This is a genomic window from Bradyrhizobium sp. USDA 4353 (genome assembly GCF_054063215.1).
In genome coordinates, this window is record NZ_JBSSGB010000001.1 from 5056673 (window position 1) to 5076045 (window position 19373).

The 19373-nt window shown below is 66.2% G+C and carries 16 protein-coding genes; 13 read left to right on the forward strand and 3 right to left on the reverse strand.

Annotated features, from left to right (window positions below):
- Window positions 1-82: 82 nt before the first annotated feature.
- Together ACVILH_RS22810 and ACVILH_RS22815 are read left to right on the forward strand one after the other, a co-directional pair.
- Complete coding sequence (locus tag ACVILH_RS22810; protein WP_456714888.1) at window positions 83-1363, forward strand: lipoprotein-releasing ABC transporter permease subunit; 1281 nt, start codon at window positions 83-85, stop codon at window positions 1361-1363.
- Between the two features lie 7 nt (window positions 1364-1370).
- Window positions 1371-2072 (forward strand): ABC transporter ATP-binding protein, encoded by a 702-nt coding sequence (locus ACVILH_RS22815; RefSeq protein WP_006611121.1) that lies wholly within the window; start codon window positions 1371-1373, stop codon window positions 2070-2072.
- A gap of 12 nt (window positions 2073-2084) precedes the next feature.
- Here the strand turns inward: ACVILH_RS22815 and ACVILH_RS22820 are convergent, their stop codons facing one another.
- Complete coding sequence (locus ACVILH_RS22820) at window positions 2085-3164, reverse strand: alcohol dehydrogenase catalytic domain-containing protein (RefSeq protein WP_456714889.1); 1080 nt, start codon at window positions 3162-3164, stop codon at window positions 2085-2087.
- Between the two features lie 126 nt (window positions 3165-3290).
- Between ACVILH_RS22820 and ACVILH_RS22825 the strand changes: the two genes are divergently transcribed.
- Window positions 3291-4061: a helix-turn-helix transcriptional regulator gene (locus tag ACVILH_RS22825; RefSeq protein WP_456714890.1), complete on the forward strand. Its 771-nt coding sequence runs from the start codon at window positions 3291-3293 to the stop codon at window positions 4059-4061.
- Window positions 4062-4338: 277 nt separating this feature from the next.
- On the opposite strand, the gene ACVILH_RS22830 is transcribed toward ACVILH_RS22825, so the two are convergent.
- Complete coding sequence (locus ACVILH_RS22830; protein ID WP_456714891.1) at window positions 4339-4476, reverse strand: hypothetical protein; 138 nt, start codon at window positions 4474-4476, stop codon at window positions 4339-4341.
- A 58-nt stretch (window positions 4477-4534) separates the two neighbouring features.
- Between ACVILH_RS22830 and ACVILH_RS22835 the strand changes: the two genes are divergently transcribed.
- Entirely contained in the window at window positions 4535-5308 is a 774-nt protein-coding gene (locus ACVILH_RS22835) for an outer membrane protein (protein WP_456714892.1), read from the forward strand.
- A 106-nt stretch (window positions 5309-5414) separates the two neighbouring features.
- On the opposite strand, the gene ACVILH_RS22840 is transcribed toward ACVILH_RS22835, so the two are convergent.
- Window positions 5415-5750, reverse strand: a complete 336-nt coding sequence (locus tag ACVILH_RS22840; RefSeq protein ID WP_257165062.1) for a DUF3551 domain-containing protein — start codon at window positions 5748-5750, stop codon at window positions 5415-5417.
- Window positions 5751-6018: 268 nt separating this feature from the next.
- On the opposite strand from ACVILH_RS22840, the gene ACVILH_RS22845 reads away from it, so the two are divergent.
- From ACVILH_RS22845 to pyrH, 9 genes are all read left to right on the forward strand, one after another.
- Entirely contained in the window at window positions 6019-6732 is a 714-nt protein-coding gene (locus ACVILH_RS22845; RefSeq protein WP_456714893.1) for an outer membrane protein, read from the forward strand.
- 461 nt (window positions 6733-7193) lie between these two features.
- Window positions 7194-10724 carry a DNA polymerase III subunit alpha gene (gene dnaE, locus ACVILH_RS22850; protein WP_456714894.1) on the forward strand — a complete coding sequence of 1177 codons (3531 nt, stop codon included), beginning with the start codon at window positions 7194-7196 and terminating at the stop codon, window positions 10722-10724.
- A gap of 175 nt (window positions 10725-10899) precedes the next feature.
- Window positions 10900-13272, forward strand: a complete 2373-nt coding sequence (locus tag ACVILH_RS22855; protein WP_456714895.1) for a caspase family protein — start codon at window positions 10900-10902, stop codon at window positions 13270-13272.
- Between the two features lie 129 nt (window positions 13273-13401).
- On the forward strand, window positions 13402-14748 hold the full coding sequence (locus tag ACVILH_RS22860) for a S1C family serine protease (protein ID WP_456714896.1): 1347 nt from the start codon (window positions 13402-13404) through the stop codon (window positions 14746-14748).
- Entirely contained in the window at window positions 14745-15707 is a 963-nt protein-coding gene (locus ACVILH_RS22865) for an FHA domain-containing protein (protein ID WP_456714897.1), read from the forward strand. Before ACVILH_RS22860 ends, ACVILH_RS22865 begins: the two co-directional genes overlap by 4 nt.
- An 87-nt stretch (window positions 15708-15794) precedes the next feature.
- A complete protein-coding gene (locus ACVILH_RS22870) occupies window positions 15795-16316 on the forward strand; it encodes a DUF2846 domain-containing protein (protein ID WP_456714898.1) in 522 nt (173 codons plus the stop codon).
- A gap of 154 nt (window positions 16317-16470) precedes the next feature.
- Entirely contained in the window at window positions 16471-17460 is a 990-nt protein-coding gene (locus ACVILH_RS22875; protein WP_456714899.1) for a 30S ribosomal protein S2, read from the forward strand.
- Between the two features lie 129 nt (window positions 17461-17589).
- Complete coding sequence (gene tsf, locus ACVILH_RS22880; protein WP_456714900.1) at window positions 17590-18543, forward strand: translation elongation factor Ts; 954 nt, start codon at window positions 17590-17592, stop codon at window positions 18541-18543.
- A gap of 19 nt (window positions 18544-18562) precedes the next feature.
- The gene (gene pyrH / locus ACVILH_RS22885) at window positions 18563-19279 is read left to right on the forward strand and encodes a UMP kinase (protein WP_456714901.1); all 717 of its coding nucleotides are present in this window, start codon (window positions 18563-18565) and stop codon (window positions 19277-19279) included.
- Window positions 19280-19373: the final 94 nt, after the last annotated feature.

A 19373-nucleotide genomic window follows, 5' to 3' on the forward strand; every position in this document is an offset into this window, starting at 1 on the left:
TCATCGGATTATCCACCGGGGCAGCCCGTTCCCTCCAGGCCAATCCGGCCACAATCGGCCCGAATCATGGGATGATCGCGCAATGGATGACGCCATGACCGAACCCGTGCAGACCGCGCCCTTCGCCCCCTTCGAGTGGATGCTCTCGGGGCGTTATCTGCGTGCGCGGCGCCGCGAGGGGTTCATCTCGGTGATCGCGGGCTTTTCGTTCCTCGGCATCATGCTTGGCGTCGCGACCCTGATCATCGTCATGGCGGTCATGAACGGCTTCCGCAAGGAGCTGCTCGACAAGATCCTCGGCCTCAACGGGCACCTGCTGGTGCAGCCCCTGGAATCGCCGCTGACCGACTGGAAGGACGTCTCCGAGCGCATCTCGCAGGTCCAGGGCATCCGCCTGGCGGCCCCTGTGGTCGACGGCCAGGGCCTGGGCTCGTCGCCGTTCAACGCCTCCGGCGTCTTCATCCGCGGCATCCGCTCGCAGGATCTGACCAACCTCACCTCGATCGCCAAGAACATCAAGCAGGGCACGCTCGAGGGGTTTGACGAAGGGCAGGGCGTCGCGATCGGCCGGCGCCTGGCCGATCAGCTCTCCTTGCATGCCGGCGACAGCATCACCCTGGTCGCTCCCAAGGGCGCCGTGACGCCGATGGGGACCACGCCGCGGATCAAGCCCTACAAGGTCGCGGCGGTGTTCGAGATCGGCATGTCCGAATATGATTCCAGCTTCGTGTTCATGCCACTGGCCGAGGCGCAGGCCTATTTCAACCGCAACAACGACGTCACCGCGATCGAGATCTTCACCAGTAACCCGGACAAGGTCGAGCAGTTTCGCAAGACGGTGACCGAGGCGGCCGGCCGTCCGATCTTCCTCGTCGACTGGCGCCAGCGCAACTCGACCTTCTTCAACGCGCTCCAGGTCGAGCGCAACGTGATGTTCCTGATCCTCACGCTGATCGTGCTGGTCGCCGCGCTGAACATCGTCTCGGGCCTGATCATGCTGGTCAAGGACAAGGGCCAGGACATCGCCGTGCTCCGGACGATGGGCGCGTCGCAGGGCGCGATCATGCGGATCTTCCTGATCACCGGCGCTTCCATCGGCGTGGTCGGCACGCTGACCGGGTTCATCGTCGGCCTCTTGATCTGCATGAACATCGAGACCATCCGGCTGTTCCTGTCCTGGCTGACGAACACCGAGCTGTTCGATCCCACGCTCTACTTCCTGTCGAAGCTGCCGGCCGAGATCGACGCCGGCGAGACGACGGCGGTGGTCATCATGGCCCTGACCCTGTCTTTCCTGGCCACGCTCTATCCCTCCTGGCGCGCCGCCCGATTAGACCCGGTCGAAGCGCTTCGCTACGAGTGAGACGCTGATGGAAGAGCAGGGGGCAGAGGATGTACCGGTCGTTTATCTCCACGAGATCAAGCGGCGGTACATGCAGGGCGAGCAGCAGCTGACCATTCTGGACGGCGCCAAGCTCGCGTTGTGGGCGGGCCAATCGGTGGCGCTGGTGGCGCCGTCGGGCTCGGGCAAATCGACATTGCTGCACATTGCGGGTCTGCTGGAGAGCCCCGACGAGGGCGAGGTTTATGTCGGGGGCACGCCGACCTCGCAACTGACCGACATCGAGCGCACCCAGATGCGCCGCACCGATATCGGCTTCGTCTACCAGTCGCACCGCCTGCTGCCGGAGTTCACGGCGCTGGAGAACGTGATGCTGCCGCAGATGATCCGCGGCCTGAAGCGCTCGGAGACGGTGAAGCGGGCGACCGAGATCCTGGCCTATCTCGGCCTTGGCGAGCGTATCAAGCACCGTCCAGCCGAGCTGTCCGGCGGCGAGCAGCAGCGCGTCGCGATCGCGCGCGCGGTCGCCAATGCACCGCGGGCGCTGCTGGCCGACGAGCCGACCGGCAATCTCGATCCCGGCACCGCCGACCACGTGTTCCACGCGTTGATGCAGCTCGTGAAGGCCACGCGGGTCGCGATGCTGATCGCGACCCACAACATGGAGCTGGCCGGCCGCATGGACAGGCGGGTCTCCATCGTCGGCGGCAAGGTGGTCGAGCTGGATTGAGCTCGGCTGCGCTCAGGGCCTGATCACCGTCATCTTGAACGGCTGATTGTTCGCGGCGGCATGGGTGACGGCATCGTTGGCGTGGTCGAGGTCGAAACAGGTCGGCTCGAACTGCGCCAGGTCGAGCAATCCGCCCCTGATCAGTCCGACCATCGTCACCGTCGCGGTCGGCGGACACATCCAGACGCCGTGAATAGTGATGCAGTTGCGCATGATCCAGGGATAGGGCAGCTCGAGCCCTGGGCCGCCGAGCATGCCGACGCCGCCCATCAGCACCACGCGCCCATAGGGACGTACGGTCATCACCGCGGACCTGACGACATCGGTCGTCACGGAAGGCGGCATGATGTCGAGCACGCAGTCGATCGGGCCGGGCGCGGCGCGCTTCATGCGTTCGCTGTCGTCGCTTTCGTTGCCCGAGAGCCTGACCGGATGGACGCGGGGACCGAACCTGCGCTTGAGCTCGGCCAGCATGGCCTCGTTGCGGCCGGGCGCCACGACCGCTGCCGCACCCATCGCGAGCGCCACAGCGACGGCGGCGCTGCCGAACCGGCCGGTGGCGCCGCTGACCAGCACGGTCTCGCCCGGCTGCAGCTGGGCGGCCAGAAAGCCGCCATAGGGCACGAGCAGGGTGCCGAGCGCGCACCAGTGCGCGGCGTCCTCGGGATTGATCTCGCCGATCGGCTTGGCGTTCTCCGTCGGCAGGCGCATCCGCTGCGCGAACGAGCCGTGCCGGAAATATTGCTGCAGCTTCAGCCCACCCGGTCCGCGCGCGCTCAGGCCCTGCAGCGTGATGTCGGGGGCGAGCGCATTGTCCCGTGAGCGCACGGTCGGATCGCAGAACACCCAGTCGCCGACCGCGAGATGCGTCGCATCGGGGCCGACAGCGCTCACCCTGCCGATGCCGCTCGTTCCCGGAATGACCGGAAGCTCCAGCAGGTACTTCCGCTCGCCGCTGAACACCTCATTCGCGTAGGACAGCACGCCGGCCGCGACGATGTCGACGATGACCTCGCCGGTGCCGAGCACGGGATCCTCGACCTGCTCGACCTCCAGGGGCGATCCGAAACGTTTCAGCACGGCAGCCTTCATGGTCGTTCTCCTTCGACGGGTAGCCTTCGTTCAAGTTGCCGGGCTATGCTGCGCGCAGGAAGGCCTGGTATTATCCTGGGATTGGCGAGGCCCAGCCTTAAACCTCGCGCTCGACAGGACTGCATCATGAGCGATCCACGACATGAAGCGCTCGGAAACTTCCTGCGCTCACGGCGCGAGAAGCTGACGCCGCAAGCGGTCGGGCTTGCGCCCGGGCGGCGGCGTCGCACGGCGGGGCTGCGCCGCGAGGAGGTAGCCGAGCTCGCCGGCATCGGCGTCGACTGGTACATCCGGCTCGAGCAGGGCCGCGCGGTGAAGCCGTCCTCATCGACGGTCGACGCGCTGGCGCGCGCGCTGCGCCTCAGCCGAACGGAGCACGCGCATCTCAAGGCGCTGGTGCGCGGCCCCGCGCGCAAGCCGTTCGTGCGCGAGACGGTGCCGGCCGGACTATGCGAGCTCGTCAAGAGCCTGAACCAGCCGGCTTACATCTCAGGACGACGATGGGACGTGCTGGCCTGGAATGATCAGGCTGACGAGATCTTCGGCTTCTCGCAGCTCGCCGAGAAGGATCGCAACACGCTGCTGCTCATGCTGTGCACGCCCGGCGTCCGCCGGCTGTTCGGCGCGCAGTGGAAGGAGCTGGCCCGGCGCATGGTCGCGCAGTTTCGCGCGACCTATGATCTCTGGGCCGGAGATCCCGCTTTCATGGATCTGCTTGCCCGGCTGCGCCGGGGCAGCCGCGAGTTCGACGCGCTGTGGGCCGCTCACGATATCACGCCGCTCTCTGCGGGCGAGAAGCTGCTCGATCACCCGAAGAAGGGCCGCGTGAGACTGCGATACGCGACCTTCCAGGCCAATGATGATCCGGCGCTGAAGCTTGCGATCTACTACGCGTGAGCGCTCGCATCTTCCGTGTGCAGGCGGGTGATCGCGGACATTGTCCACGCATCGCGGGTTGAATTGAACGCGCACCATACATTCGTCGGCTTTGCGTATGATGATGCCAAGCATTCGCAACATCAGTCGCGTTGCCCCGAAGAATTCACGACTGAGACGCGCAGAGGTCCGTTCCGTGACGAGCGTCGTCTCCGTCACGATGTCGGCGTCGCTTTCCTATTGTGGCGAGCGATGGACATCGGTCACGACTCCTCCACACATCCTATTAGTTGTTTGTTCATTTGCCGGCCAAAGCCTTTGAAAACAGGCGTTTGCGGCCAATCCCCAAAAAGTCGAAAAGAACAGTTCTAATCTGGCACATCAGCGAGATCGACGGAGTCGATGCGACATGCATCGGCGCTTCGTCGCGCTGCATGCGTTTTTTAACGAAACCAGAGGGTTTGGGGACCTTGGGACAGAAGCTACGGAGTTCGATGATGAGAACGCTTTTCGGCGCAACGGTGGGGCTCGGCGCAATGGCCGTGGCGACGTCTGCTTTCGCGGCTGATCTTCCGGTGAAGAAGGGTCCCTACACCAAGGCTCCGCCCGCGGTCATGGCGACGGTGTACGATTGGGGCGGGTTCTACGTCGGTTTCAACGCCGGCGGCGGCTCGAGCCGGGACTGCTGGAACCTGGTCTCGAACGCCGGTGTGGCGGTCAACCCCGCTCTGAACCGCGAGGGTTGTTCGGGCGGCGGCGGCGCCGCGGTCGGTGGTCAGATCGGCTATCGCTATCAGATGGCGAACTGGGTGTTCGGTGTCGAAGCGCAGGGCGACTGGGCCAACTTCAAGGGCACAAATCGCAACCTGATCCTGCCCAATGTCAGCGACCGGTCGCGCACCAACGGCTTCGGCCTGTTCACCGGCCAGGTCGGCTACGCCTTCGACAACATCCTGGGCTATGTGAAGGGCGGCGCTGCCGTCGTCGGTGATCGCTACGACACCTTCACCACCGGCACCAATGTGATGCTCGACCGCGCCAACACCACGCGCTGGGGCGCCACGATCGGCGCCGGCATCGAATATGGCTTCGCGCCGAATTGGACGGTCGGCGTCGAATACGACCACATCTTCCTCGGCAACAAGAACCTGAACTTCGTCGCCGCTGCGGGGCAGCCCGCGATGACCCATCGCATCAAACAGGACGTCGACATCGGGCTCGTGCGGCTGAACTACAAGTTCGGCCCGGGCTTCGGCATGATGCACTGAGACATGATGCACTGATAAACGCCGATCGCCGAGACCAAGGGTCTCGGCGATCGTTCAAGGGGCGCATCCGAGATGATGATCGGCCATCAGCCGATCATGCGACCGCTCAGTCTTCCTCGAAGACGAACGGGTTGGGGAATGGCGCGTAGGGATTCGGCGCCGGTGGGCGCGGCTTGATGCGCTGACGGTGCGGATAGGGGTACGGCGTCGCGCGCGGATCGTTGCTGACGCCGGCGAAATAGGGATTGGCGATGCAGGTCAGCAGGCGTCCCGACGCCGTCGCCTGACACTGCGCATAGCTGTCGAAGGTGCAGTTGCTCAATCCGGGGTGCTGATCACCCTGCAGACAGAACGCATGCCTGACGCCGACGGCGTGCGCCGGGGCATGGGCTGCGACCACGAGGCCGGCTGCAGCCAGGGCCGCAAAGAACACGTCACGCATCAACGATCTCTCCCTTCCTTCGATGAGGACAGAATTCGCGCGCAGCATGGCGAAGCGATGCGCGAATGTGTGTGTCGTGTGTAGTCGCTCGGCCCTCGATTGCAAATCGGAAAGTTCCATCAACACACTGTGATTGCAGATTAATTTCCAGACATGTCTCACGCGCGTTCAGACGTCATCTGTGACCTCGAGGCTACAGCAATTGTGGCTGATATCGTTAAGAGGTGCGGCTGGCCTGGGGGCCAAATGAGACGAGACTGGACCTGTGATGAAGAAACTTGTGTTGATGACGACGGCGATCGTGGTGCTGGCCTCGCCGGCGCTTGCCGCGGATCTCGCTGCGCGTCCCTACACGAAGGCGCCAGCGCCGATGATGGCTGCGATCTATGACTGGAGCGGCTTCTACATCGGTGTGAACGGCGGCGGCGGCTGGACCCACAACACCTGGGATCTCGTGGGCGGCGGCCGTGAAGGCTCGCATGATTCGTCGGGCGGCACGGTCGGTGGCCAGGTCGGCTATCGCTGGCAGATGGGTCAGTTCGTGTTCGGCGTGGAAGCGCAGGGCAACTGGGCTGATTTCTCCGGCGACAATGTGAGCGCGCTGTTCGGCACGCGTAACCGCACCAAGACCGACGCGTTCGGTCTGTTCACCGGCCAGGTCGGCTACGCCTGGAACAACGTGCTGCTCTACGCCAAGGGCGGTGCGGCGATCACCAGCAACACCTACTCGATCAGCAACGCGGCCACCGGTGCGTTCCTCGCCTCCAACGACAACACCCGCTGGGGCGGCGTGGTCGGTGCCGGCCTCGAATACGGCTTTGCTCCGAACTGGTCGATGGGCGTCGAGTACAACCATCTGTTCATGGACCGTCAGACCGTCAGCTTCGGTGCGCTCGGCTCCGACAGCATCAAGCAGGACGCCGACATCTTCACTGCCCGCCTGAACTATCGCTTCGGCGGCCCGGTGGCGACTCGCTACTGAGTCTCGCCTGAACGATCGAAAAGCCCCGGCGCGAGCGCGCCGGGGCTTTTTTCATGCGCCAACCCCAGGGATTAACCACGTGCCGCAGCGGCGCGGCCTGATGCTGGGCGGACGGCTTGACCTGAGAACGAAAAAGGAACATTGTTCTCTCTATGTTCTAGCTCAGGGAGGTCCCCATGCTGAAGGTTTTCGTCGAAGAAGCCGCCGCACTGGCGTCGATCACGCTGTTCGTCGGGATGATCGCGCTATGGGCGCAAATCATTCCGCAGCTTTGATTTTTTGGCCGACCTGCGACTGGGGAAAAGCGGGACAGCGGCCGGAGCGACCGGACTCCGCGGCGGCTGATCCGATATCATGAGCGGGCGAGTCGGTCGGGCTTTCGGGGAACGGCGGTAATCATGTCCCCCTGGCGGCCGGGTGACTCTGCTGTCGGATTCCCTTCAGGAAGTTGCAAGGCGAGCATGTCCAGCGCCGGATTCGTCCATCTCCACGTCCATTCCGCCTATTCGCTGCTGAAGGGCTCGATCAAGATCGCCAAGCTCGGCGAGCTCGCCAAGGCCGACCGCCAGCCGGCGCTGGCGCTGACCGACACCGACAACATGTTCGGTGCGCTCGAATTCTCCGACAAGATGGCGGGCTATGGCATCCAGCCGATCGCCGGTTGCGAGCTCGCGATCGATTTCGGCGACATGGACCCCAACGCCCGCAATGCGGGCGCGGTCGCGCAGCCCTCGCGAATCGTCCTGCTGGCGGCGAAGGAGGAGGGCTACCGGCATCTGATGCGGCTGAACTCGCGGGCGTTCCTTGAGACGCCCACGCATCAGGCGCCGCACATCAAGTTCGACTGGCTCACGGAAGGCGTCGATGGCCTGATCGCGCTGACCGGCGGACCTGACGGGCCGATCTCGCTCGCGCTCCAGCACGACATGGCCGCGCTCGCCGCGCAGCGCTGCGAGCGGCTGGCGAGCCAGTTCGGTGACCGCCTCTACATCGAGCTGCAGCGCCACGGCACGGACCGCGAGCGCCGCGTCGAGGGCGGGCTGATCGATCTCGCCTATGACAAGGGGCTGCCGCTGGTCGCGACCAACGAGCCGTATTTCGCGAGCACGGACGACTACGAAGCGCATGATGCGCTGCTGTGCATCGCCGGCGGCCATCTCATCGCCGACACCGAGCGCGTGCAGCTGACGCCCGAGCACCGCTTCAAGACGCGCGCGGAAATGGCGGTGCTGTTCGCCGACATTCCGGAGGCGCTGGCCTCGACGGTGGAGATCGCCGAGCGCTGCTCGTACCGGCCGCGCACGCGCAAGCCGATCCTGCCGTTCTTCACGGTCGGCGCCAACTCCGGCGACGCCGTGGACGCCGCCAGCGCCGAGGCGGCCGAGCTGAAGCGGCAGGCGGAGGAGGGCCTGGAGCGCCGCTTGAAGGTGCACGGCATGGCGCCGGGCATGACTGAGGAGGACTATCAGAAGCGTCTCGCCTTCGAGCTCGACGTCATCATGCGCATGAAGTACGCGGGCTACTTCCTGATCGTGTCGGACTTCATCAAATGGGCCAAGGCGCACGGCATTCCCGTAGGCCCAGGCCGTGGCTCGGGCGCAGGCTCGCTGGTCGCCTGGGTGCTGACCATTACCGACCTCGACCCGATGCGCTTCGCGCTGCTGTTCGAGCGCTTCCTCAATCCCGAGCGCGTGTCGATGCCGGACTTCGACATCGACTTCTGCCAGGACCGCCGTGGCGAGGTGATCTCCTACGTGCAGCAGCGCTACGGCCGCGACCAGGTGGCGCAGATCATCACCTTCGGTACCTTGCAGGCGCGCGGCGTGCTGCGCGACGTCGGCCGCGTGCTGCAGATGCCCTATGGCCAGGTCGACAAGCTGACCAAGCTGGTGCCGCAGAATCCGGCCGCGCCGGTGACGTTGGCCGCGGCCATCGAAGGCGAGCCGAAGCTGCAGGCGTTTCGCGACGAGGATCCGGTGGTGGCGCGCGCCTTCGATATCGCGATGCGCCTCGAAGGCCTGACGCGACACGCCTCGACCCACGCCGCAGGCATCGTCATCGGCGACCGGCCGCTCAGCGAGCTGGTGCCGATGTATCGCGATCCGAAATCGGACATGCCGGTCACCCAGTTCAACATGAAATGGGTCGAGCCGGCCGGACTCGTGAAGTTCGACTTCCTCGGCCTGAAGACGCTGACCGTGCTCGACGTCGCGGTGAAGCTGCTGAAGCAGCGCGACATCCATGTCGACCTCGCGACCTTGCCGATCGACGATGCGCCGAGCTACCAGATGCTGGCGCGCGGCGATGTGGTCGGCGTGTTCCAGGTTGAAAGCCAGGGCATGCGGCGGGCGCTGATCGACATGCGGCCCGACCGCTTCGAGGACATCATCGCGCTTGTGGCGCTGTATCGCCCGGGTCCGATGGCCAATATCCCGACCTACTGCGCCCGCAAGCATGGCGAGGAGGAGCCGGAATATCTGCATCCGATTCTGGAGCCGATCCTGAAAGAGACCTTCGGCGTCATCATCTACCAGGAGCAGGTGATGCAGGTGGCGCAGCAGATGTCGGGCTATTCGCTCGGCGAAGCCGATCTTCTGCGCCGCGCCATGGGCAAGAAGATCCGCGCCGAGATGGACAAGCAGCGCGTCCGCTTCGTCGAGGGCGCAGTCAAGAACGGCGTGCCGAAGGACCAGGCCGATACGATCTTCGATCTGCTCGCGAAGTTCGCCGACTACGGCTTCAACAAGTCGCACGCCGCCGCCTACGCGCTGGTGTCCTACCACACCGCCTATATGAAGGCGCATTATCCGGTGGAGTTCATCGCGGCGTCGATGACGCTCGATCTGAACAATACGGACAAGCTGTCGGAATTCCGCGCCGAGGCGCAGCGCCTGGGGATCAAGGTCGAGCCGCCCTCGATCAACCGTTCGGGGCCGACCTTCGAGGTCAGCGGCAACACCATCTTCTACGCGCTTGCCGCGCTGAAGGGCGTCGGCCCGCAGGCGATCGAGATGATCGTCGAGGCCCGCAACAAAGGCGGCCCGTTCACGTCGCTCGCGGACTTCGCTTCACGCGTCAACCCGCGCGCGATCAACAAGCGCATCATCGAGACCTTGGCTGCAGCCGGCGCCTTCGATTGTCTCGACAAGAACCGCGCCCGCGTGTTCGCCGGCGCCGACGCCATCGTCGCCGCCTGTCAGCGCGCCAACGAGGCCGCCACGTCCGGGCAGAACGACATGTTCGGCAACGCCGCGGACGCGCCGGCGATCATCCTGCCGAACATCGAGAACTGGCTGCCGGCCGAGCGCCTGCGCCGCGAATATGACGCGATTGGCTTCTTCCTGTCGGGCCATCCGCTCGACGACTATGCCGCGGCGCTGAAGCGGCTGCGGGTGCAGAGCTGGGCGGAATTCTCCCGCGCGGTGAAGACCGGCGCGACCGCGGGCAAGGTCGCGGCTACCGTGGTGTCGCGCATGGAGCGGCGCACCAAGACCGGCAACAAGATGGGCATCATGGGCCTGTCCGATCCGACCGGCCATTTCGAAGCTGTGCTGTTCTCGGAGGGGCTTGCGCAATATCGCGACGTGCTCGAGCCGGGCGCCGCCGTGCTGCTGCAGCTCGGCGCCGAGCTGCAGGGCGAGGACGTCCGCGCCCGCGTGCTGCATGCCGAGCCGCTCGATGATGCCGCCGCCAAGACCCAGCGCGGCCTGCGCATCTTCCTGCGCGACACCAAGCCGCTCGATTCCATCGTCAGGCGGCTGCAGGGCGACGCCGCAGCGGCCAACGGCAATGGCAATGGGGCGGTGGCCAAGAGCGCCGCGCCACCGCTGGCGCCCCGCGCCGCGGCGGGCGAGGGCGAGGTGTCCCTGGTGATGATGCTGGACCTGGAGACCGAGGTGGAGATGAAGCTGCCCGGCCGCTTCAAGGTTTCGCCACAAATCGCAGGTGCGATCAAGGCGGTGACCGGCGTGGTCGACGTGCAGCAACTGTAACCGTCGGCGTTCGTGTTGGGTTGGATGGCCTCGGCTTGGCTGTCCTGCGGACCGAACGGCGGCAAAGGAACAAAAAGCTGCGTCGGGCATGGATGGACACGCCTCCGTTCAACCGCGGTTCAGCCTCTCGCGCGCTGTATCCGGGGCAGGGTGCCTCGAAAGGGCTCGAACCATCATGCGCCATACTAAGATCATCTGCTCCATCTCGCTCTGCCTGCTCGTGCTGGCAGCATTGCTGTCCCCCGCTGCAGCGCAACAGCCGGCCGCCGAAAAGCGCATCGCGCTGGTGATCGGCAACAGCGCCTATGCCAAGGGCGCCCTGGCGACGACGGCTAACGACGCCGGCCTGATCGCTCAGACCCTGCAGGCGGCGGGCTTCGACGTGGTCGGCGCCCGCGATCTCGATGCCGACACGCTGCGCAAGAGCTTTCGCGATTTCATTCACAAGGCCCAATCGTCCGAGGGCAACACGGTCGCGATGGTCTATCTCGCCGGCTACGGCGTGCAGCTCGCCGGCGAGAACTATTTCCTTCCGGTCGACGCCAACATCGCCAGCGATGTCGACATTCCGACCGAAGGTCTGCGGCTCAGCGACTACATCCGTCAGCTCGCCGCGTCACAGCTCAAGGCCGGGATCGTCGTGCTCGACGCCGCGCGCCAGCAGCCGTTCATCACGGGCGGTTCGACGATCGCAGGCGGTCTGGCGCTGGTCGAGCCCGACAACAACATGCTGATCGCCTTCAACGCCGCGCCGGGCACGATTGCTCCGAGCGAGACCGGCAATTATGGCGTCTATGCCCGCTCGCTGGCGGAGATGATCCGCTCCGGCGGGCTGTCGCTGCCGGAGGTGTTCGACCGGCTGCGGCTGCGCGTCAATGAGGAGACCAAGGGCGCCCAGGTGCCTTGGAATACGCAAAAGGTTCAGGCGGCCTTCACCTTCTTCGAACGCGCGCCGGATGCGCCGGCGCCGCAGGCCTCGCCGGAGCAGACCGCGGCGCTGCGCGCGCGGCCGATCCGCGAGCTGCCGGTGCAGGAGGCCTATACGGCTGCGCTCGAGCGCGACACCTTGCAGGGCTATGAGGATTTCATCGCCGCTTATCCGGGCGATCCGCTCGCCCGGCGCGTCCGGGCGATCGTCGCGGCCCGCCGCGAGGCGCTGACGTGGCGGCGCACCTATCGCACCGACAGCCCGGATGCCTATTGGTCCTATCTGAAGCGCTACCCGTACGGCGCCCATGCCGCGGATGCGCGGCGGCGGCTGGCGATTCTGTCGGCGCCACCAGAGCCGCCGCCGACCTTCGCCATGATCGAGTATGACGTGCCGCCGCCGCCGCCGGACGAGGTCGTCTATGTCGAGCGTCCGGTGCTGATGTTCTCCGATCCCGAGTTCGGCTTCGTCCCGCCGCCCCCGCCGCCGGTCTATGTGCTGCCGCCGCCGCCGCCGGAGTTCGTCGAGCTGCCGCCGCCCTATGCGCCGGTCGGCCTGTTCATCCTGCCGCGGCCGGTGTTCGTGCCGATCCCGGTCTATGTCCAGCCGCCGGCCTTCGTGGCGCCGCCGCCCAACAACATCATCTTCCAGAACATCCACAACACGACCGTGATCAACACGGTCATCAACCGGCCGGTGGTGGCCACGCCGGCCCCGGCAGGGCCTGGTCCTGGTCCCGGACCCGTCGCCGGTGGGCCCACGCCGCCCGCCGGACCGGCGGTGACACCTGCGCTGCCGCCTGCGGTCGTTCAGCGCGCGACCCTGATTCAGCAGGGCAAGGCGCCGATGCCGGGCGCGCAAGGCTTGCTCGGCGGGCGTGGGCCTGCCGCGGGCGTGACCCCGGCGACGCTTCCCGCGCAGCCGGGTCGGCCGGGGCAGGGTGGGCCGATGCCGGCAGGACCGATGCCGGGAGGACCTGGCAACGCGCTTCCCGTCCCGGGTCAGGGCGCTCCGCCAGTCCCGTCATCCACGAATGCTCCCAATTCGCGCCTGCCGGCGCAAGCCTTGACGAAGCCCGGGCCTGGTCGGCCGGGAACGAGCCCGGCGACCACACCCCCGTCATCAGATCCAGCCACGGGTGTTCACGCCAGCCGGACGCCTCCAGGCCTGCCGGCAGCCCCGACGACGAGGCCGGCAGAGAGAGCGGAACGCCCGACGGCTGCGCTTCCTCGCGGCCCGGAGGTCCGGCCCAGGATCGAGCCGGCTGCGCCACCCACGGCGCGGCCTGGTCCGCCGCCGCAGATGGCGCGGCCGAGCCCGCCACCGCAGATGGCGCGGCCGAGCCCGCCGCCGCAGATGGCGCGGCCGAGCCCGCCACCCCAGATGGCGCGGCCGAGCCCGCCACCCCAGATGGCGCGGCCAGCCCCGCCACCGCAGATGGCGCGGCCAAGCCCGCCACCGCAGATGGCACGGCCCGCTCCGCCACCGCAGATGGCAAGGCCGAGCCCGCCTCCGATGGCCATGGCACGGCCGCCGGGGCCGCCGCCGATGGCGAGGCCGGCTGGCCCTCCGCCGCAGGCGCCGGGCAAGAAGTGTCCCCCGAACGTGCCGCATTGTTGAGCGACCCCGCGCCGCTGCGGCGGTGCGGGCGTTGCAACGCAGGCCCGTTTTCGATATTGGCCGGTCCGCCGGACTGATCGATCGTAAGCGCAGGACGTCGGCAGCCGACGACCTGTTGCGGGGGCATCATTGATTTCAGCGTTTGTGAGGATGGTGCGCGCGCTGCTGTGGCAAAGCGCAATCCTGGTCGCCCTTTGCAGTTCGGGACTGGCGGTCTTGCCGTCACCGGCCCTTGCCCAGGCGCTGCCCGGCGCCGAAGCGGTCTATGCCTCGGCGCCGCCGCGCCTCTTGCAGATCCGCACCTTGCTGGCCGATGCCGGCCGCCAGACCTCGACCGGCTCCGGCTTCCTGGTCTCCGACGACGGGCTTGCGATCACCAACTATCACGTCGTCTCGGATGCGGCGCTCGAGCCGAAGACCTATCGGCTCGAATACACCGGCGCCGACGGCAGCCAGGGCGCGGTGACGCTGCTTGCGGTCGACCTGCCGAATGACCTCGCGCTGGTGCGCGTCGACAAGGAGAACGCGCCGTTCTTCACCTTCGACAAGGCTGCGCTCGACGGCAGCCTGCCCAAGGGCGAGCGGCTCTATTCGCTCGGCAATCCGCTCGACCTCGGCTTCACCATCATCGAGGGCACCTATAACGGGCTGGTCGAGCACAGCTACAATGATCACATCCACTTCACCGGCGCGCTCAATCCCGGCATGAGCGGCGGTCCCGCGGTCAACGCGCAGGGGCAGGTGGTCGGGATCAACGTCGCCACGCGGCGCGGTGGTCAGCTGATCAGCTTCCTGGTGCCGGCGCGTTTCGCCGCAGCCCTGCTGGCGCGCGGCAAGGATGCCAAGCCCGCCGCCAGCGACCTGCGCAAGGACGTGATCGCACAGCTCGCGAGCTGGCGCGGCGCGCTCTACAAATCTCTCGGCGACGAGGGTTTTCGCGACCGCGTGTTCGGCTCCTATCAGGCGCCGGAAACGCGGGCAGGGTGGTTCGAATGCTGGGCCAGCACCAATGCCGGCGCCTCGCCGAAGCCGCGCGCCAGCATCAATTCGACGAGCTGCAAGGCCGAGGCGAGCGTCTACGTCGCCTCCGATCTCAACACCGGCACGGTCGAGGTCAATCACTCCTACGCCAAGTCGACCGACCTCAATCAATTCCAGTTCGCGACCGTGCTGACCCAGCTGGCGCAGCCGCGCCTCACCTTGGGCGGCTCGTTCCGCAAATGGTACACGCCGCAGCACTGCCATGAGGATTTCGTTGGCCTCGCGCCGGCGGCGGATCATCCGCCGTTGCGGGTGATGTGGTGCGCGCAAGGCTATCGCGAGTTCGACGGACTCTATGACGTCGTGCTGGTTGCGGTGACGCAGGACCGCGCCGACGAAGCGCTGGTGTCGCGGCTCAATCTCCAGGCGATCGCCTATGACGATGCGTTGCGGCTCGGCAAGAGCTTCCTCGAACGGCTGCAGGTGGCGCGATGATCTGGATCGAGATCCTGTCCAAGCATCGCGACGTCGCCGGCCGCTTCCGGGTCGATGCCGCCGAGATCCATGTCGGCCGCGGCTACGACAATCACGTCATCCTCGACGATCCCTTCGTCGCGGCGCGTCACGTCCGCATTTTCCGTGACGGCGAGGGCCGACTCGTTGCCGAGGATCTCGGCAGCGCCAACGGCCTCTATCTCGACCGCAGCAAGAGCCGCATGCCGCAGCTCGTCCTTGACGGCAGCAAGCCGATCCGGATCGGCCAGACGCTGCTGCGGGTTCGCGACGCCGCCCATGCGGTCGAGCCGGAGCGGCTTGTCGGCTCGGAGCGCAGCGTGCTGCCGATCGTCGCCGCGATGGCGCTCGGGGCCGTTCTGCTGGCGCTCAACGGGCTCCTGGTCTGGTTCGCCCAGACCTCCGAGCCGCATCTGTCCGACTATCTCGTGCCCATGCTGACGCTGATCGGCGTCGTCCTTGCCTGGGTCGGCGTATGGGCGCTGCTCGCGCGGCTGTTCTCAGGGCGGTCGCACTTCCTGCGTCACCTCCTGATCGCCGAAGCCGGCCTGGTCGCATTCTGGCTGTACAGCGAGTTTGCGCAGGTGGCGTCCTTCGCCCTGACATGGACCACCATCTTCACCTACGGCTACGTCGTCTCGTGGATCGTGCTTGCAACCGTCTGCTTCCTGCACCTGCGCGAGGTCGGGCGCACCCATCTGGTCGCAAAGGGCATCGTGGTCGCCGTCCTGCTCGTCGTCGCTGTCGCGGTCCAGTCCCTGCAGCGCTCGGAGGCATTCGCCAATTCGGGCCGCCCGAATGTCAGCCACGTGCTGATGCCGCCCTCCTTGCGGCTGGTCCCGCTGCGGGAGCAGCAGGCCTTCTTCGACGATCTCGGGCGCATGAAGGCGAAGCTCGACGCCGACCGGGCGGAGCTGAAGCCTGCCAGTGTGGACCGCTGAGCACAGTTCCACTGTCTTTGTTCCCGGCCTTGAAAGTTCCCGAGTTCCCGTCATAGCCTTGGCCCGGGGATTTACGGGGACTTCAAAATGAAACGACGCGCATTTGTGGGGTTGGGCTTCGCACTGCTGGTAGCAGGGTGTGTCACCGGCAGGGAAGGAACGGAATACGCTGTGGTCTCGCAGAAGATCGGTGCGCCGCGGCCCGGCCATTCCCGGATCATCATCATGAGCCTGAAGGATTCCTGGCTCGAACGGACCAATTGTGACGCCAAGGTCGACGGCATTGCCTTGAACCGGCTGCTGCCCGGCACCTACGCCTATGTCGATCGTCCGGCAGGCCCGCACCACCTCACCGCGACCCAGATCCTGTTTCCCGGCGAGACGGTGCTCGATTTCAATACCGATGCTGGGAAGACCTATTTCTTCTCGATCAAGCCCAGCGAGCGTTCCCGGGCGATGCAGGGCGGCGCGATCATGTTCGGGCTGGTCGGAGCGGGCGTGATGGCCGCGGCCTCGGCCGGGGCCGACAATAAGGGACCCGTCGACCTCGTCCCCCTCCCGGAAGGCCAGGCCCGGACCGCCATGGCGGAGCTTCTGCAGGCGGAATAGGTCCATTTTCCTTGCGTTGCGCCAAAATCCGGCTATATAGCGCGCCATCTCACACGGAAACTTGGCTCTCCTAGAGGGCGTCCGGTGGCAAGCCGGGCCGAACGGCCCGTTTTTGCTCACGCGTTTCCGGAGGAATCAACCGGAGAATATCCAAATGGCGCTGCCTGAATTCACCATGCGCCAGCTGCTCGAAGCTGGCGTGCACTTTGGTCACCAGTCTCACCGCTGGAATCCGAAAATGGCCGATTTCATTTTCGGAAGCCGCAACAACATCCACATCATCGACCTCGCCCAGACCGTGCCGCTGCTGCACACGGCGCTGCAGGCTGTCAGCGACACCGTCGCCAAGGGCGGCCGCATTCTGTTCGTCGGTACCAAGCGCCAGGCGCAGGACAACGTCGCCGACGCGGCCAAGCGCTGCGCGCAGTACTTCGTCAATTCGCGCTGGCTCGGCGGCACGCTGACCAACTGGAAGACGATCTCGGCCTCGATCAAGCGCCTGCGTCACCTCGACGAGGTGCTGTCCTCGGGCGAGGCCAACTCCTACACCAAGAAGGAGCGCCTGACCCTGCAGCGCGAGCGCGACAAGCTCGATCGCTCGCTCGGCGGCATCAAGGACATGGGCGGCCTGCCCGACATGATCTTCGTGATCGACACCAACAAGGAAGACATCGCGATCCAGGAGGCCCAGCGCCTCAACATCCCGGTCGCCGCGATCGTCGACACCAATTGCGATCCGAAGGGCATCACCTATGTGGTCCCCGGCAATGACGACGCCGGCCGCGCCATCTCGCTGTATTGCGACCTGATCGCGCGCGCAGCCATCGACGGCATCTCGCGCGCCCAGGGCGAGCTCGGCATCGATGTCGGCGCCTCCGCCGCGCCGCTGGAGGAGGATCTCCCGGCTGCTTCGGCCTCGACCTTCCAGGGTCTGCCGGGCCCGCGCGGCACGGCCGACGATCTCAAGAAGCTCACCGGCGTGTCCGGCGCCATCGAGAAGAAGCTCAACGACCTCGGCATCTTCCACTTCTGGCAGCTCGCCGAGCTCAACCACGATACGGCGCACCAGATCGGCGAAGAAGTCGGTCTGCCGAGCCGGGCCGATGCCTGGGTCGCACAGGCCAAGTCGCTGGCCGACGCCTAAGACGACACGACACGAATCTGGCCGGCGTCGCACGCCGGCCATCGCGACTGAGATAGGGTTTTCCTGGCAGCGGACGGCGATGAGCCATCCGCTGCGTCGCGCTTTGGATAGGCAAGAGGACGTTCAACAATGGCGAATATCACCGCAGCGATGGTGAAGGACCTGCGCGAGTCGACCGGCGCGGGCATGATGGATTGCAAGGCCGCGCTCACCGAGACCGGCGGCGACATGCAGGCGGCGCAGGATTGGCTGCGCAAGAAGGGCCTGTCGAAGGCCGCCAAGAAGGCCGGCCGCGTCGCCGCCGAGGGCCTGATCGGTGCGCTCACCTCCGGCAAGAAGGGCGTGGTCGTCGAGGTCAATTCCGAGACCGATTTCGTTGCGCGCAACGAGCACTTCCAGGGCCTGGTCAAGATGATCGCCCAGGTCGCGCTCGACGTCGGCGCCGACCTCGAGAAGATCAAGGCGGCCAAGGTCGGCAGCATCACGGTCGAGGCCGCGATCGCCGATTCGATCGCGACCATCGGTGAGAACCAGACGCTCCGTCGCGCCGCCGCGCTCGAGGTGAGCGAAGGCGTCGTGTCGAGCTACGTCCATGGCGCCGTGATCGAAGGCGCCGGCAAGCTCGGCGTCATCGTCGCGCTGGAGTCGCCGGGCAAGACCGACGAGCTCGCAGCTCTCGGCCGTCAGCTCGCGATGCATGTCGCCGCCGCCAATCCGCAGGCGATCGACGCCGCCGGTCTCGATCCGGAGATCGTCAAGCGCGAGAAGGACGTGCTCGCCGACAAGTATCGTCAGCAGGGCAAGCCGGAGAACGTGATCGAGAAGATCGTCGAGTCCGGCCTGAAGACCTACTACAAGGAAGTGACGCTGCTCGAGCAGGCCTTCATCCACGACAGCGGAAAGTCCGTTGCTCAGGCGCTGAAGGAAGCCGAGGGCAAGGTCGGCGGTCCGATCAAGGTCGCCGGTTTCGTCCGCTATGCCCTTGGTGAGGGCATCGAGAAGGAAGAGACCGACTTCGCCGCCGAAGTCGCCGCCGCCAGCGGTCAGAACAAGCCTCCGGCTGCGGGTGAGACCGTCGCCTGAACAAAAGAGCGATGGGTACATGGCTGATCCGCTCTATCGTCGCGTCATGATCAAGCTGTCCGGCGAGTATCTCGCCGGCAGCCATTCCTTCGGCATCGATCAAGCGACGGTCGACCGCATCGCCGATGATTTGATTGCAGCTCAAAAGCTTGGCGTCGAGGTTGCCGTCGTTGTCGGCGGCGGCAACATGGTGCGCGGCGTCGAGGTGTCGTCGCAGGGCGTGTCGCGTTCGACCGGCGACACCATGGGGATGCTGGCCACGGTCATGAACAGCCTGGCGCTGGAGGCGGCCTTGCAGCGCAAGGGAGCGCCGGCGGTGGCGCTGTCGGCCTTCGTCATGCCCCAGGTCTGCGAATTGTTCACCCGCGCTGCAGCGCACAAGGCGCTCGCGGAAGGGCGCATCGTCGTGCTCGGCGGCGGCACCGGCAATCCCTATTTCACGACCGACACCACCGCAGTGTTGCGCGCCGCCGAGATCGGCGCCCAGGCGGTGCTGAAGGCCACCAATGTCGACGGCGTCTACAGCGCCGATCCGAAGAAGGATCCGGCCGCGAAGCGATTCGACCGGTTGACCCACTCCCAGGCGATCGAGGGCGGCTACAAGGTCATGGACGCGACGGCGTTCGCGCTTGCCCGGGAAACATCGCTGCCTATCATTGTATTCTCCATTGCCGAGCCCGGCGCCATCGGCGCGATGTTGCGGGGCGAAGGGCGCGGCACCGTCGTCGCCGGGTAAGCGCGACACCGTCCGCTGCCCGGTGTTGGACCGATCCGGCGGCTGCGGTAGAAGCGTAACCGAAACAGGAATTCGTCCGGGAGTCGGATAAGCC

Coding starts and splice junctions, on each gene's coding strand:
- ACVILH_RS22810 (WP_456714888.1), top strand. CDS start 83: ATGGATGACGCCATGACCGAACCCGTGCAGACCGCGCCCTTCGCCCCC.
- ACVILH_RS22815 (WP_006611121.1), top strand. CDS start 1,371: ATGGAAGAGCAGGGGGCAGAGGATGTACCGGTCGTTTATCTCCACGAG.
- ACVILH_RS22820 (WP_456714889.1), bottom strand. CDS start 3,164: ATGAAGGCTGCCGTGCTGAAACGTTTCGGATCGCCCCTGGAGGTCGAG.
- ACVILH_RS22825 (WP_456714890.1), top strand. CDS start 3,291: ATGAGCGATCCACGACATGAAGCGCTCGGAAACTTCCTGCGCTCACGG.
- ACVILH_RS22830 (WP_456714891.1), bottom strand. CDS start 4,476: ATGCAGCGCGACGAAGCGCCGATGCATGTCGCATCGACTCCGTCGATC.
- ACVILH_RS22835 (WP_456714892.1), top strand. CDS start 4,535: ATGATGAGAACGCTTTTCGGCGCAACGGTGGGGCTCGGCGCAATGGCC.
- ACVILH_RS22840 (WP_257165062.1), bottom strand. CDS start 5,750: ATGCGTGACGTGTTCTTTGCGGCCCTGGCTGCAGCCGGCCTCGTGGTC.
- ACVILH_RS22845 (WP_456714893.1), top strand. CDS start 6,019: ATGAAGAAACTTGTGTTGATGACGACGGCGATCGTGGTGCTGGCCTCG.
- dnaE (WP_456714894.1), top strand. CDS start 7,194: ATGTCCAGCGCCGGATTCGTCCATCTCCACGTCCATTCCGCCTATTCG.
- ACVILH_RS22855 (WP_456714895.1), top strand. CDS start 10,900: ATGCGCCATACTAAGATCATCTGCTCCATCTCGCTCTGCCTGCTCGTG.
- ACVILH_RS22865 (WP_456714897.1), top strand. CDS start 14,745: ATGATCTGGATCGAGATCCTGTCCAAGCATCGCGACGTCGCCGGCCGC.
- ACVILH_RS22870 (WP_456714898.1), top strand. CDS start 15,795: ATGAAACGACGCGCATTTGTGGGGTTGGGCTTCGCACTGCTGGTAGCA.
- ACVILH_RS22875 (WP_456714899.1), top strand. CDS start 16,471: ATGGCGCTGCCTGAATTCACCATGCGCCAGCTGCTCGAAGCTGGCGTG.
- tsf (WP_456714900.1), top strand. CDS start 17,590: ATGGCGAATATCACCGCAGCGATGGTGAAGGACCTGCGCGAGTCGACC.
- pyrH (WP_456714901.1), top strand. CDS start 18,563: ATGGCTGATCCGCTCTATCGTCGCGTCATGATCAAGCTGTCCGGCGAG.